Raw genomic sequence first — 14,522 nt, forward strand, 5'->3', positions numbered from 1 at the left:
AGCGCTGAATCTCAGTCGACCCAATCCAACTGGTTCACAATAACGATCTGGAAGAAAACCGACTCACCGCAGAATCTGCTTACAGGAAAAGTGCATGGACATCATGATTGTGGGCGCCAGTATGGGCCTGGGGCGCGCCTTGATGGATGGTCTGGCGCAAGACGGACATACGATGCACGGCGTAGCCAGACGAGCTCCTGCTGCGGCAAGCAGCGCTTTGCCCCCGGACGCCTTTTCCAAGCAGCATTGGTTCAGCGCCGATCTCTCCCACGCCGACGCCGCGCCAGCGCTGGCCGCCGCCTGCCCCGATGCACTGGACGTACTGATCTATAACCTGGGTATCTGGGAAGACACGGCGTTCACCGAGCAATATGATTTCCTGTCGCAATCCGACCAGGCACTGCGTCGCCTGGTCGATGTCAACCTGACGGGTGCCTTATTGACCCTGCGCCACTTGCTGCCCTATCTGCTGCGCAGTAGCCAGCCTCGTTTGATTCTGACGGGCTCAACGTCGGGGCTGCGCCAAAGTGGTCGTCCCGAAGTAGCGTTCGGGGCCACAAAATTTGCCTTGAATGGCTTGGCAGACAGCCTGCGCGAAGGCTACCGCGATCAAGGGTTGGCGGTCACCTGCCTGCAACTGGGATACCTGAACACCACGGATGGACTGGACGTCCCCCTCCAGGCGGCAGCTCAACGAGACTTGGGTGAGACTATTCCCGTGCATGACGTGCTCACAATCGTGCGCAGCCTGCTGCAATTGTCCCCCGCCAGCTTTGTACGCGAACTGACGCTGCCCGCCCTGCGTGATTCCCGCTTTTAAGCTCCCGGCTTGATCTGTCTACGCTTCATAAGCCGCCCCCATCGCCTCAGGGCAAGTTCAAGGCTCTCTCCCCGATCACAAAGATCTGTCCTTTGCTGGCTCCTACCCTGCCCCGCCCCCCTTTACACCCCAGAGCCAGGCAGCACCAACAGCCTCGCTCAGGCCTGGCAGGCGCTAAGTGCTCACCCAAAAAAAAGAGAGTGTTTCCACACTCTCTTTTTCACGCGTTCCAGCAGAACATAAGCTGCTTTTTACAGCCCTTGCACCACGTACATGGTCATTTTGGCAGCACCTTCACGGGCTTTGCGGGCGCGACGGTATTCCTCGGAATCATGGAACGCCTGGGCCTGTTCCAGAGTATCAAACTCCATCACCACAGTACGCACAGGCGCATTCCCTTCCAGGGCAATCGTTTCACCACCCCGCACCAGAACTTTCACGTTGTGGGTTTTCATGGCAATGCTGGAAAATTCCTGGTATTGCTTGTACTGCTCGGGGTTGCTGACTTCAACATTAGCAATCAAATATGCGGACATAGTGTCTCCCAACTACCTTTAATAGCCGTGCTGCAAGGCACCGCTGTTTTTAACAATCGAATCAATCTGTTGCAGTGTCCGCAACAAGTCTGCCATCTGTGATAACGGAACAGCATTCGGGCCATCGGACAGGGCCTTGTCGGGATTAGGGTGGGTTTCCATGAAAACGCCCGACACCCCGGCAGCCACCGCAGCACGTGCCAATACCGGAACAAATTCGCGCTGACCACCCGACGAGGTCCCCTGCCCGCCCGGCAATTGCACCGAGTGAGTGGCATCAAATACGACAGGGCACTCGGTGGCACGCATAATCGCCAAGGAGCGCATGTCCGATACCAGATTGTTATAGCCAAACGAGGCGCCACGTTCACAGACCATGATGGTGGAGCCATCTCCGCCCATTTCCAGTGCAGCCGCACGCGCCTTTTCCACTACCTGCACCATATCCTGAGGGGCCAGGAACTGGCCTTTCTTGATGTTGACGGGTTTCAGCGTCGCGGCGCAGGCTTGGATAAAGTCCGTCTGACGACACAAAAATGCCGGTGTTTGCAGCACATCCACCACGGCGGCCACATCGTCGACCTGATCTTTATCGTGCACATCCGTCAGGACAGGCACCTTGTAGTAGGAACGCACATCGGCCAGAATCTGCAAGCCTTCCGCCATGCCGGGGCCGCGATAGGACTTGCCTGAACTGCGGTTGGCTTTGTCAAACGAGCTCTTGTAGATAAAGGGAATACCCAGAGCCGCGGTGATCTCAACCAATTGCCCCGCTGTGTCGAACGCCATCTGGCGCGACTCAATAACACAAGGGCCAGCGATCAGGAAAAAGGGCCGATCCAGGCCGACGTCGTAACCGCATAAATCCATAATAGACCTCGTTTCAGTATTGCTGCATTCTCCCACATTCCTGAAAGCCTGGACACCGCAGCGCAGCAGGACTGTCAGCCCAATCGTTTGGAGATTTCGATCGGTTTCTAATCCGGGTCGCACCCGTGGACGGCGCAAAGCCGCCCTGTTGCGTCGGCATGCTGAGCCGGCCCGGCCTACCAACCGCCCGTTTCGTCCTCTCATACGGAATGAAAAAGCCCGCATAACGCGGGCCTTTTCAATCATAACAAACGATCAAGCCGACTTTTTCTGGTGTTCCAGGGCCGCTTTGATATAGCTGGTAAACAGCGGGTGTCCATCACGCGGAGTCGACGTGAACTCCGGATGGAATTGCACCCCCATAAACCAGGGGTGGTTAGGCAATTCCATGATTTCCGGCAGGTTCTCGGTAGGCGTACGCGCCGAGATCACCATACCCACCTCTTCCAGACGCGGTACGTACAAGGTGTTGACCTCGTAACGGTGACGGTGACGCTCGTTTACCTCAGGCCCATAAATGGCTTCAGCACGCGAACCGGGTTTGACCGGGCAACGTTGTGCACCCTTGCGCATGGTACCGCCCAGATCGGAAGAGCCATCACGATGCTCGATCTTGCCATCGCGATCTGCCCACTCGGTAATCAAGGCCACCACAGGATGCACCGCCGAGGGATCAAACTCGGTGGAGTTCGCGCCCACCAGATTGCCCACATTGCGCGCAAACTCGACCACAGCCAATTGCATGCCCAGGCAGATACCCAGGAAAGGCACGCCGTTTTCGCGAGCGTATTGAATCGCGCGGATCTTGCCTTCGGTACCGCGTTTGCCAAAACCGCCTGGCACCAGAATGGCGTCCAGACCTTTCAGGCAATCGGTGCCTTCGTTCTCGATGACTTCCGAATCCAGATACTCGATCTGGATGCGGGTGCGGGTATGAATACCGGCATGAACCAGGGCTTCACTGAGCGACTTGTAGGACTCGGTCAGGTCCACGTACTTGCCGACCATACCGATGCGCACTTCATGCTCGGGATTTTCCAGGGCCTGCACCAAACGGTCCCACATCGACAGATCTGCCGGTGGTGGCGACAAGGCCAGTGCATCACACACCAGGCTGTCCAGACCTTGCTTGTGCAGCATGGCCGGAATCTTGTAGATGGAATCCGCATCCCACACCGAGATCACGGCATCCATGGGTACGTTGGAAAACAGCGAAATCTTGGCCAGCTCATCATCAGGAATGACACGGTCGGCACGGCACAGCAAGGCGTGCGGGTGAATGCCGATTTCGCGCAGTTTTTGCACGGAGTGCTGGGTTGGCTTGGTTTTCAGTTCACCGGCCGAGGCAATGAACGGCACCAGTGTCAGATGAACAAACGCGGTGTTGTTGCGGCCCAGACGCAGATTCATCTGGCGGGCTGCTTCCAGGAAAGGCTGGGATTCAATATCACCCACTGTGCCGCCAATCTCGACGATGGCAACATCGGCCTCGCCATTGTAGGCAGCCTTGGCGCCACGAATGATGAAGTCCTGGATTTCGTTGGTGATGTGCGGGATAACCTGCACGGTCTTGCCCAGATAGTCCCCGCGACGCTCTTTGCGCAGCACGGATTCATAAATCTGGCCCGTGGTGAAGTTGTTGACCTTGCGCATGCGAGCGGAAATGAAGCGCTCGTAGTGGCCCAGGTCCAGGTCGGTTTCCGCACCATCCTCAGTAACAAACACTTCACCGTGCTGGAAGGGGCTCATGGTGCCCGGGTCTACGTTGATGTAGGGGTCCAGCTTGAGCATGGTCACGCGCAGACCGCGAGACTCCAGGATGGCAGCCAGGGATGCGGCCGCAATACCTTTGCCCAGGGAGGACACAACGCCTCCCGTTACGAATACATATTTGGTGGTCATTATAAAAGGCGCCTGAGGTCAAATCAGGCGATAGCGGGAAATTTGGATTATAACGGCAAGCGCCCATGCTTGGCGACCAGGCGAGTGGCTTTTCACAGCGGAAATACCACTAGCCTGTGCAACTATTGACAAGCGCAGACGATGACGATCAGATCGCCTGCGTTCTTTGTTCGAGCCACTGGCGTGCCTCACCCTGCACACGCGGCAAGAGACGTTCACGCACCTGCTGATGATATTCATTGAGCCAGTTACGCTCGGCAGCCGTCAGGAGTGCAGCATCTATACAACGCGTATCAATGGGGCACAAGGTCAGGGTTTCAAAACGCAGAAACTGGCCATACTCCGTGCGCATGGCAGGCACTGCCGCCACCAGGTTCTCAATACGAATGCCCCACTGGCCGGGGCGGTACAGGCCCGGCTCGTTAGAGGTAATCATGCCAGCGCGCATGGCCGAATGCGGCCCGATGCGACCACGCCAGGAAATGGACTGCGGGCCTTCATGCACATTCATGAAGTATCCCACGCCGTGACCGGTGCCATGACCAAAGTCCAGGCCATGCTCCCACAAAGGCTGACGGGCCAGCACATCAATTTGCTGACCGGCAATGCCTTCGGGAAACACCAGCATGGATAAAGACACCATGCCTTTTAGAACCAGCGTGAAGTCCCGAATCTGCTCCGCTGAGACAGTCCCTACCGGCACAACACGAGTAATGTCGGTGGTACCACCCAGATACTGCCCACCCGAGTCGATCAACAACAAGCCATTTCCATCAATGCGGGCATGGGACTGCTGGGTAGCCTGATAGTGCGGCATGGCACCGTTGGCGTTAAAAGCCGCAATCGTGCCAAAACTGGGGCTGACAAACCCTTCCTGGCGGGCTCGGGCGGCACAGAGATGCGCATCCACATCCAGCTCGTTCACCTCACTTTGTTGCTCAAACCAAGCAAAGAACTCACACAGGGCAGCCCCATCTTTTTCCATGGTCTGGCGCACCTGAGCCAGTTCAGCATCGGTCTTGCAGGACTTGAGCAATTGAGCCGGGTTGATATATTCGATCACGTGCAAATGCGCCGCCAATTGGGCGGCCCAGGCCGTGGTTCGAGCCATATCCAGCAATAGGGGCATGGATGCCGGCAAGGCGCGCATGAAGGAGGACAGCTCGGTGTAATTTTGAACCTGCACACCATCTGCCGCCAACGCTTCCTGTAGGCCTGCCGTCAGCTTGTTGCTATCCACGAAAAGAAAAGCCTGGTCCGGGCCGATCAGCAAGTACGACAGGAATACCGGGTTATAGGACACATCGCTGCCGCGCAAATTCAAAGTCCAGGCAATATCGTCCAGCGCACTGAGCAAGTGCCAATGGGCGCCCTGCTCCTGCATGGCAGCCCGGGTGCGAGTCAGATTTTCCTGGCGAGTGCGACACGCAAAAGGCGGCTGATGCTCTACCACCTGCCCACACGGCGCGGCGGGCCGGTCAGTCCAGATCGGGCTGAGCAGATCGGCTTGCAGCACCCACTCGAACTCCTGCGCTTGAGTGGTTTTCTGCCAGGCAAGAAGGCTTTGAGCCGATACCGACTGACTGTCCAGGGCTACTCGCGAACGGGCAGGCAAATGATCGGCCAGCCAGTTGGCTGGCTCAGGCACGCCCGCTTCCCCTGCACGTTGCAGCTCGATGCCACTGCCGTGCAGCTCCTTGGCGGCCTGCTCCCAGTAACGGCTGTCGGTCCATAAACCGGCCCAGTCGGCTGTCACGACCAGCAAGCCGGCCGAACCAACAAAACCACTGAGCCACTGACGGCTTTTCCACCGATCGGGCAGGTATTCAGACAAATGGGGATCAGATGTCGGCCAGATGCTTGCCTGTACGGACTGAAATTGCATTTGTTCGCGCAGCGCCTGCAGGCGTGCGACAACGGAGGTAAGGGCCATACCAACTTCCTTTACATAAACAGCGTTCACGCACCGAACGAGCATAAAAAAAGCTTCGACTCGCGCCGAAGCTTTTCTAGCCAGAGTGAGCGCTCAGGCCAAAGCGCTGACGTCCAGCGGGACGCCTGTCTTGGACTGAATGTACTCAAGGCTGACTTCTGGTGCCAACTCAAGCAACTTTAAACCATTTTCCGTCACTTCCATCACTCCCAGATCAGTAATGATGAGGTCGACCACCCCAACACCGGTCAGGGGCAAGGTGCAGGCGGGCAAAATCTTCAGATCTTCGGTGCCATCTTTTTTAGTGGCCACGTGTTCCATCAGAACCACCACACGGCCCACTCCGGCTACCAGGTCCATGGCGCCGCCCATACCCTTGATCATTTTCCCAGGGATCATCCAGTTAGCCAGATCGCCTTTTTCCGACACCTGCATCGCGCCCAGAATCGCAATATTGATCTTGCCGCCACGAATCATCGCAAACGAATCTGCCGAGGAAAAAATGGACGAACCGGGCAGGGTTGTAATGGTTTGTTTGCCAGCGTTGATCAGGTCAGCGTCAATCTTGTCTTCGGTCGGGAATGGGCCAATGCCCAGCAAACCGTTTTCCGACTGCAACCAGACCTCAATACCTTCAGGCACATGATTGGCAACCAGCGTCGGCAAGCCAATGCCCAGGTTGACGTAAAAGCCGTCCTGAAGCTCCAGGGCAGCACGGGCCGCCATTTGATCTCTATTCCAAGCCATTATTATCTTGCCTCACTAATCAGGAAGAACGAACGGTACGCTGTTCAATGCGCTTTTCAGGATGGGCATTGAGCACGATGCGGTGTACATAAATGCCGGGCAAATGCACATCATCCGGGTCCAGGCTGCCGGTCTCGACGATTTCCTCGACCTCGACAATGGTGATTTTTCCCGCCATTGCCACGTTCGGGTTGAAGTTGCGCGCGGTCTTGCGAAACACCAGGTTGCCGCTGCGGTCCGCCTTGTAGGCTTTGACCAGCGACACATCAGGTACCAGCGCCTCTTCCATCACGTATTGCTGACCATTGAACTCGCGGATTTCCTTACCCTCTGCCACCACGGTACCCACCCCGGTCGCCGTGAAAAAAGCGGGAATCCCCGCCCCGCCGGCACGCAGCTTCTCAGCTAGGGTGCCCTGAGGGGTGAACTCCAGCTCGAGCTCACCGGCCAAGTATTGGCGCTCGAACTCTTTGTTCTCGCCCACATAGGAGGAAATCATCTTGCGGATCTGACGCGTTTCCAGCAACTGCCCCAGACCAAAGCCATCCACCCCGGCATTATTGCTAATGCAGGTCAGATCTTTGACTCCACTATCGCGCAGCGCAGCAATCAGCGCTTCGGGAATTCCGCACAGGCCGAACCCACCTACCGCAACTGTCTGTCCGTCGGCAACGACTCCCTGCAACGCCTCCTTGGCGCTTGGATAGACTTTATTCAATTGACTCTCCAATAACTCTTTAATTGGCCTAAACAGCAAACTTTGTCCAATAATGCCGCGGTGCACCCTACCGGGCTATCAGGCATTCTACGACTTGACTATGCTTTCCGTATACGTAAAGCTTAACCCTGAAAAACTGAATGTATCTGTTCGCGCTCTTTTTCGGTCCACGGTTGTGAACCGCCCTGGGGGTTGATGGACACCAGCACACATCGTCCGCGGGCGTACATGACATCGGCTTGATCTGCATCCCCGACAATGACTTCCAACTCAATGCTGCTACCACCGACCTTGATCAGTTTATGCACGATGCGCACCGTGGCCGGATACAGGACCGAGCGCAGGAAGTCCAGACTGGCATGCGCCAGCACCCCGGTACGTGGCGACGGTGGCACCATGCCCAGCTTCATCATCAACTGAACACGGGCTTCCTCAATGTAGCGAAAATAGACCGTATTATTAACATGATTCATGGCATCCAGATCCCCCCAGCGCACGGCAATATCAAAGGTGGCTCCTGCACCAGAATCAACGACGTGTGTCATTACATGCTCTCCTTGCTGATAGTTACTGATGAACCCAACGCTGCCAATGACCGTTCCTGGCCGCTGAACTCAAAACGGAATTGCTCAGACTACAATACAATCGACCGTACGCACAGTACACGACCTTCACCCGCCAACAATCAAGAACAAAGCGCTAAGCCTTAATAGGAGATCAGCAGCAATGTCTGAACGTGAATCGATGGAATACGACGTCATTATCGTCGGTGCTGGCCCTGCAGGCCTGGCCACCGCGATACGTCTGAAACAGCTCGCCCAAGAAAAAGAACAAGAGATCAGCGTCTGTGTGCTGGAAAAAGGCGCGGAAGTGGGAGCCCATATTTTGTCAGGCGCCGTCATGGATACGCGTGCCCTGGACGAGCTGCTGCCCGACTGGAAAGCGCAAGGCGCCCCCATTTCGGTAGAAGTCACCGAGGACAAGTTTCTTTTCCTGACCGAGAAAGGCGCTCGTTCCACTCCCATGTGGTTGCTGCCTGACTGCTTTAAAAATCACGGTAACTACATCGTTCGCCTGGGCAATGTCGTCCAATGGATGGGAGAACAGGCTGAGGCCCTGGGTGTGGATATTTTCCCCGGATTCGCTGCCGCCCATATCCTGTACGACGACAAAGGCGCGGTACGGGGAGTGCTGACAGGTGATATGGGGGTGGCCCGCGATGGGACACATACTCCCCACTATCAACCCGGCATGGAACTACTGGCCTCCTACACCATTTTTGCAGAAGGCTCACGCGGTCATCTGGGCCGTGAACTGACGGAACGATTCAAACTGAACGAATCCCGCAATGCTCAGAGCTACGGCATCGGCATTAAAGAATTGTGGGAAGTGGACCCATCCCAGTCCCAGCCTGGTCTGGTTATTCATACGGCTGGCTGGCCTCTGGATTCGGACACCTACGGCGGCTCCTTCCTCTATCACCTGGATAACAATCTGGTGATGGTCGGCATGGTCGTGGGCCTGGACTACGCCAACCCCTGGCTGTCGCCCTTTGAGGAATTTCAGCGCTACAAGACGCACCCTGCGCTGCGCGCCACCTTTGAAGGCGGCAAGCGGATCGCGTATGGTGCTCGTTCTCTGACCGCTGGCGGCTTGCTGGCGCTTCCCAAGCTCAGTTTCCCCGGTGGTGTACTGGTCGGTTGCGATGCAGGCTTTCTCAATGCTTCGCGCATCAAGGGTAGTCATGCCGCGATCAAGTCCGGCTCCCTGGCCGCTGAGGCCGCTTTCGACGCCTTGCAGGCTGGCCGCAAGCAAGACGAACTGTCGCAATACGCCGAGAAGTTCAAGCAGTCCTGGTTGCATGAAGAGCTGAACAAGGCTCGCAATTTCAAGCAATGGTTCAAGAAGGGTCGGTCAATCGCCTCCGTGATGACCTTTGTGGAACAGGGCCTGCTCAAGGGAAAAATGCCCTGGACGCTGCGCAACAACAAGCCTGACCACGCCTGTTTGCAGCCTGCGGCCGAATGCGCCCGCATTGACTACCCCAAGCCCGATGGCAAGATTACCTTCGATCGCCTCAGCTCCGTGTTTATCTCCAACACTAACCACGAGGAAGATGAACCGGTCCACCTGACGCTGAAAGACCCCAGCGTCCCCGTTGCGATCAATCTGGCGCGCTATGGCGGTCCCGAAGCACGCTTTTGTCCAGCGGGCGTTTACGAATTCATCAAGACTGAAACCGGCGACGACAAGTTGCAAATCAACGCACAGAACTGTGTCCATTGCAAAACCTGTGACATCAAAGATCCGACCCAGAATATTGTGTGGGTGCCACCGCAAGGGGGCGAAGGTCCGGTCTACAACGGCATGTAAAAACAATCCTGGCCTTGGCGGGAACTCCAAGGCCAGCCGTGTTGATGCTGAAAAAAGCCACCCCAACGGGTGGTTTTTTTATGTTCTTTTGGACCTGCGCGAGCGGCTGGGCCAGTTCACCACAAACAGCCCCAATAGAATCAGACCTGTCCCCATCAATTCCAACAGTGTGGGCAATTCGTCCAGCAACAGCCAGGCCAGCAAGACAGTCAGTGCAGGCACCCCCAGACTGGACATTCCGGCCACAGTCGCGCTGACGCGACTGACTACCGCCATCCACAGCAGCCACCCTACCCCGGTTGCGATCACGCCCAGATACAGTACGCCGCTGAACATCTGCCACTCCATCACTACGGAACGCTGGGGAATCAGGAAGCTCAAGGGCAGAACAATCACAATCCCCAGCAGGCACTGCCAGACGGTGGCATTGAGCAGTTCGACTCGATGGCGCTCAAAGAGCTGCTTGGAAAAAACCGCCCCCAAGGCCCAGCTCACGCCACTCAAGGTTGCAAGAACAGAACCGAGTAGGCCGCCCATTCCTTCCCAAGGTGCGATCAGGAGCATCAAGCCCAGAGTCGCGGGCACCATACCCATTACATGACGCATCTGGGGACGCTGTCCCAGCATGGGCCAGGACAACAACAGAATCCAGATTGGCATGGTGTAGGCCAGAGCCACCATCTTGCCCGCCCCACCCGCCTGCAAGGAAAACTGGCTTAGCAACTGAAAGCCGGTAGTCTGAAAAACAGCCACGCCCAGACTCAGTTTCCATGGCGTAGGCCGTAAATGCCCCCCTTTAAGACGCAGTACCAGCCATAAAAAGACAAATGCCACGGCATAGCGTGCCGCAATCAGATCCACTGGCCCAATGTAGGCGGTCATCGCCTTCATCACAACCCAGCTCATGCCCCAGGTCAGTACCACCAAACCCATCAGCGCCAAAGCGCCTCTGTCTGTCTGCTGTTCCCCGCTCAAGCCTTACCCCTTTTTTGCATTCTTGGACCAATATTTTTGGCCCAAGCATAATGCTAGGCCAATTCCGGACCATTCAGTCTTTCAAGCGCCACATTGTCCAGAGGAATAAAAAAACCCTGGTTCTGCGAGAAAACCAGGGTCAAACAGGAACGGGGAAAAATTAATGCGCTTCGGACAACTGATCCAAGATGGCAGGATTTTCCAGGGTGGACACATCCTGGGTAATCGGCTCGTTATTAGCGACGAAACGCAGCAAACGACGCATGATCTTGCCCGAGCGTGTCTTGGGCAGGTTTTCACCAAAACGGATTTCCCGCGGCTTGGCAATAGGACCGATTTCCTTACCTACCCAATTGCGCAACTCGGCAGCAATCTTGTCTGCCTCCGCCCCCGCTGGCAGATCGCCATTGAGCACCACAAACGCCACAATCGCTTCACCCGTTGTCGGGTCAGGCTTGCCAACAACCGCTGCTTCTGCCACAAGAGGGTGGGCAACCAACGCCGACTCCACTTCCATCGTGCCCAAACGGTGCCCGGAGACGTTCAGCACGTCGTCGATTCGACCCATGACCCAGAAGTAGCCATCGGTGTCACGCTGCGCACCATCACCGGCCAGGTAATAGCCTTTCAACTCAGGGGGGAAGTAACTTTTCACGAAACGGTCCGGATCACCCCAGATCGTGCGAATCATGTTGGGCCACGGTTTGCGAATGACCAGAAAACCGCCATTGCCACGCTCGGCTTCTTCGCCCACCTCGTCCACAATCGCCACGTCCATGCCGGGAAACGGCAGGCCGCACGAGCCGGGTTTCAACGGTGTAGCACCAGGGAGCGGCGTGATTACATGGCCACCGGTTTCTGTCTGCCACCAGGTATCCACAATCGGACAACGTTCACGACCCACATTCTTGAAATACCACATCCAGGCTTCGGGATTGATGGGCTCCCCTACCGAACCAATGATGCGCAAGGTATCCAGATTATATTGTTTGGGATGAATGGCCTCGTCTGCTTCCGCGGCCTTGGTCAAGGAACGAATGGCTGTCGGCGCCGTGTAGAACACGGTCACACCGTGGCGCTCAATCATATTCCAGAAGCGGCCTGCATCCGGATAAGTTGGCACGCCTTCAAACACAACCTGAGTAAGCCCGGCGGCCAAGGGGCCATAGGTAATAAAGGTGTGACCGGTCACCCAGCCAATATCGGCCGTACACCAGAACACATCACTGTCCTTGGCGTCGAATGTCCACTGCACGCTGAGGATGGCCCCCAACAAATAACCTGCGGAAGAATGCTGCACCCCCTTGGGTTTACCGGTAGAGCCAGAGGTATAGAGAACGAACAAAGGGTGCTCGGCATTGACGGAGACCGCCGGGCAGTCCGCGCTTTGTCCCTTGACGACCTCTTCCCACCACAGGTCACGACCTTCATGCCAGGCAACCGGGCCACCTGTGCGCTTGTAGACGATCACATGACGCACAGCCTGGCAATCACCTGCACTGAGGGCTTCATCTACCGCGTTTTTCAAGGGAATGGCACGACCGCCACGACGCTGCTCGTCCGCCGTGATAACCAGCGTAGCGCCCACGTCCACGGCACGCTCGTGCAGACTTTTGGCGGAAAATCCGCCGAACACCACCGAGTGCGTAATCCCCAAACGAGCACATGCCTGCATGGCCACAATGGCTTGTACCGACATGGGCATATAAATCAGGGCGCGTTCGCCCGTTTTGTAACCCAGAGCCTTCAAACCATTGGCAAGCTGACAAACCTGCTCATAAAGCTCGCGAAACGTGACCTTGGTAACTTCGCCGCCATCGGCTTCAAAGATAAGCGCAGTCTTGTGCTCGGTAGGGGTACCCAGATGCTTGTCCAGACAGTTGGCCGAGACATTCAGTTCACCATCGTGGAACCACTTATAGAACGGAGGCTTGCTATCGTCCAGAACCTGTGTGAATGGTTTGGTCCAAACCAGGCGATCACGGGCCAAATCCGCCCAGTAGCCGGGATAATCCTGCTCGGCCTTCTGGCAAAGCTCCTCGTAGGCCGCCATGCCAGCGATGCGTGCATCGCGTTCCAGATTCGGGAACACAGGAAACACCCGGCTTTCCGACAGGACGGATTCAATAGACGTGGGACCGCTCATAGTTTGGCTCCTTTATTTTCCAGATTTGGTGTTTTTCTTGGGCCGCGCATGGCTAGCCCAGCTTAATTTTATATAAACGTAACGCGCCTTACTTACTCAATCCTGACAAGCCAGATCGGCCTGATTCTTGGCCAAAATGCCTCGTTGAAAATTCAAACGCGACAAGATAAACAGTCCGCTTAAAAAGAACAGACCGGTGCAGGCCAGCGCAAGTCGATGGTTGCCGCCGCTCAGCCAGGTCACCAGACCGTAGGACAGCGGCCCGCATACCGCTGCCAGCTGGATGGCAAAGGTCCACAAGGCAAAAAATTCGGCCAGCCGGCTCTTGGGCGCCAACAAACCCACCATTGCCCTGCCCGCACTCTGACTGCTGCCAATGCACAGCCCCGCCACGGCCGCGGCCGCCCAGAAACCGGCCAGGGAACTCGTGCTAACGGCAATGGCCACCATAATCAGCCAGGCGCACAGCGTCAGCGCCAGGGCGCGTCGATGACCTACCCGGTCCTGAATATGTCCAAACAGCAAGGCGCCCACTGCCGCCGCAATATTGACCGTGAAAATCAGGGTCATGGTTTGAGCCATGGTAAAACCCATGGCTTCCGTAGCGTAAACAGCCGAGAGCGTGATGATGACGGCGATGCCGGCCTGATACGCAGCCCCACAAAGCAACAAGGTGCGAAAATCGGGAAAATGATGATGTATGTCCCTAGCCGATTCCGCCAGACGGGACAGCATGCCCTGCGGTCTGGCTCCGCTGGGCGCAGTACGTTCATGCAGAAACAGAAAAGATGGCAGGGCGGACAGGGCAAACAAGCCGGCCGTAATCAAGGCGATCCCCGGCACATACTCCTGAGCGGTCCAACCCTGTGAGGTGGCCCACGTCAGAAAAGCCAAAGAAAGCCCCAGGGCCAACATGCCGCCAAAGTAGCCGAATCCCCAGCCCCAGCCCGACACGCGACCCAGCGCTTCAGGCCTGGCGATTTCGGGCAGGAAGGCCCCAATGACCGACTCGCCAATACAATAGCAATAGTTGGACAGTGCAATGAAAACCAGAGCCCAGACGATGTCACCGGGCCCTGCCCAATACAACATCAGCGTAGCCAGAACACACCCTATCGTGCTGCTGAACAAAAGCCGTCGCTTGCCCTGACGTGCGTCGGCTTTGGCTCCCAGGCCAGGCATGGTGAACATGATGCTCAGATACGAGATGGACAAGGCCGCTGTCCAGGCCAGCGTGGCCCAACTGCGTCCTTGGGCCACGACACCCACAAAGTAGGCGCTATAGACACTGGTCAGGATGACGGTGGTGTAGCCAGAGTTTGCAAAGTCGTACATGGCCCACGCCCACAACTCGCGCAATCGCACACCATCATTCAGGGCTTTCCCTAGGGTCTGTCCCATAACTCGCATCATTCAATCCTATAAATACAAAAACGTCGCCCTACTTCCCGCAACTTGCAGCCAACTTCAAAAAAGAGCACTGGACTCATGCACAGCACCGG

Annotated in this window: 12 protein-coding genes; 2 read left to right on the forward strand and 10 right to left on the reverse strand. The window is 56.6% G+C overall.

Annotated features, from left to right (window positions below; translation table 11 throughout):
• Nucleotides 1-94 precede the first annotated feature (94 nt).
• Nucleotides 95-820 (forward strand): SDR family NAD(P)-dependent oxidoreductase, encoded by a 726-nt coding sequence (locus RSQ48_RS11660; RefSeq protein WP_415301818.1) that lies wholly within the window; start codon nucleotides 95-97, stop codon nucleotides 818-820.
• 251 nt (nucleotides 821-1,071) lie between these two features.
• On the opposite strand, the gene RSQ48_RS11665 is transcribed toward RSQ48_RS11660, so the two are convergent.
• From RSQ48_RS11665 to RSQ48_RS11695, 7 genes are all read right to left on the reverse strand, one after another.
• Nucleotides 1,072-1,356, reverse strand: coding sequence for a DUF1330 domain-containing protein (locus tag RSQ48_RS11665; RefSeq protein ID WP_059317988.1), 285 nt, complete (start codon nucleotides 1,354-1,356; stop codon nucleotides 1,072-1,074).
• A gap of 18 nt (nucleotides 1,357-1,374) precedes the next feature.
• A complete protein-coding gene (gene kdsA / locus RSQ48_RS11670; protein WP_415301819.1) occupies nucleotides 1,375-2,226 on the reverse strand; it encodes a 3-deoxy-8-phosphooctulonate synthase in 852 nt (283 codons plus the stop codon).
• Between the two features lie 255 nt (nucleotides 2,227-2,481).
• Nucleotides 2,482-4,128, reverse strand: a complete 1,647-nt coding sequence (locus tag RSQ48_RS11675; RefSeq protein ID WP_003800899.1) for a CTP synthase — start codon at nucleotides 4,126-4,128, stop codon at nucleotides 2,482-2,484.
• Nucleotides 4,129-4,276: 148 nt separating this feature from the next.
• On the reverse strand, nucleotides 4,277-6,061 hold the full coding sequence (locus RSQ48_RS11680) for an aminopeptidase P family protein (RefSeq protein WP_415301820.1): 1,785 nt from the start codon (nucleotides 6,059-6,061) through the stop codon (nucleotides 4,277-4,279).
• A gap of 93 nt (nucleotides 6,062-6,154) precedes the next feature.
• Complete coding sequence (locus RSQ48_RS11685) at nucleotides 6,155-6,808, reverse strand: CoA transferase subunit B (protein WP_059317990.1); 654 nt, start codon at nucleotides 6,806-6,808, stop codon at nucleotides 6,155-6,157.
• 19 nt (nucleotides 6,809-6,827) lie between these two features.
• Complete coding sequence (locus tag RSQ48_RS11690; protein ID WP_059317991.1) at nucleotides 6,828-7,526, reverse strand: CoA transferase subunit A; 699 nt, start codon at nucleotides 7,524-7,526, stop codon at nucleotides 6,828-6,830.
• Nucleotides 7,527-7,648: 122 nt separating this feature from the next.
• Complete coding sequence (locus RSQ48_RS11695) at nucleotides 7,649-8,071, reverse strand: acyl-CoA thioesterase (RefSeq protein ID WP_003800907.1); 423 nt, start codon at nucleotides 8,069-8,071, stop codon at nucleotides 7,649-7,651.
• A gap of 181 nt (nucleotides 8,072-8,252) precedes the next feature.
• Here RSQ48_RS11695 and RSQ48_RS11700 point away from each other — a divergent pair, with 181 nt between their 5' ends.
• Nucleotides 8,253-9,899, forward strand: coding sequence for an electron transfer flavoprotein-ubiquinone oxidoreductase (locus RSQ48_RS11700; RefSeq protein ID WP_165477519.1), 1,647 nt, complete (start codon nucleotides 8,253-8,255; stop codon nucleotides 9,897-9,899).
• Between the two features lie 78 nt (nucleotides 9,900-9,977).
• Here RSQ48_RS11700 and RSQ48_RS11705 read toward each other — a convergent pair whose 3' ends face one another.
• The 3 genes from RSQ48_RS11705 to RSQ48_RS11715 form a co-directional block, all read right to left on the reverse strand.
• Nucleotides 9,978-10,874 (reverse strand): DMT family transporter, encoded by an 897-nt coding sequence (locus RSQ48_RS11705; protein WP_336579271.1) that lies wholly within the window; start codon nucleotides 10,872-10,874, stop codon nucleotides 9,978-9,980.
• 160 nt (nucleotides 10,875-11,034) lie between these two features.
• Entirely contained in the window at nucleotides 11,035-13,020 is a 1,986-nt protein-coding gene (acs, locus tag RSQ48_RS11710; RefSeq protein ID WP_415301821.1) for an acetate--CoA ligase, read from the reverse strand.
• A 96-nt stretch (nucleotides 13,021-13,116) separates the two neighbouring features.
• Nucleotides 13,117-14,421: an MFS transporter gene (locus tag RSQ48_RS11715; protein WP_003800915.1), complete on the reverse strand. Its 1,305-nt coding sequence runs from the start codon at nucleotides 14,419-14,421 to the stop codon at nucleotides 13,117-13,119.
• Nucleotides 14,422-14,522: the final 101 nt, after the last annotated feature.

The organism is Alcaligenes sp. SJTW-7 (genome assembly GCF_047716895.1).
Taxonomy (GTDB): Bacteria; Pseudomonadota; Gammaproteobacteria; order Burkholderiales; family Burkholderiaceae_B; genus Alcaligenes; species Alcaligenes ammonioxydans.

Coding starts and splice junctions, on each gene's coding strand:
- RSQ48_RS11660 (WP_415301818.1), top strand. CDS start 95: ATGGACATCATGATTGTGGGCGCCAGTATGGGCCTGGGGCGCGCCTTG.
- RSQ48_RS11665 (WP_059317988.1), bottom strand. CDS start 1,356: ATGTCCGCATATTTGATTGCTAATGTTGAAGTCAGCAACCCCGAGCAG.
- kdsA (WP_415301819.1), bottom strand. CDS start 2,226: ATGGATTTATGCGGTTACGACGTCGGCCTGGATCGGCCCTTTTTCCTG.
- RSQ48_RS11675 (WP_003800899.1), bottom strand. CDS start 4,128: ATGACCACCAAATATGTATTCGTAACGGGAGGCGTTGTGTCCTCCCTG.
- RSQ48_RS11680 (WP_415301820.1), bottom strand. CDS start 6,061: ATGGCCCTTACCTCCGTTGTCGCACGCCTGCAGGCGCTGCGCGAACAA.
- RSQ48_RS11685 (WP_059317990.1), bottom strand. CDS start 6,808: ATGGCTTGGAATAGAGATCAAATGGCGGCCCGTGCTGCCCTGGAGCTT.
- RSQ48_RS11695 (WP_003800907.1), bottom strand. CDS start 8,071: ATGACACACGTCGTTGATTCTGGTGCAGGAGCCACCTTTGATATTGCC.
- RSQ48_RS11700 (WP_165477519.1), top strand. CDS start 8,253: ATGTCTGAACGTGAATCGATGGAATACGACGTCATTATCGTCGGTGCT.
- acs (WP_415301821.1), bottom strand. CDS start 13,020: ATGAGCGGTCCCACGTCTATTGAATCCGTCCTGTCGGAAAGCCGGGTG.
- RSQ48_RS11715 (WP_003800915.1), bottom strand. CDS start 14,421: ATGGGACAGACCCTAGGGAAAGCCCTGAATGATGGTGTGCGATTGCGC.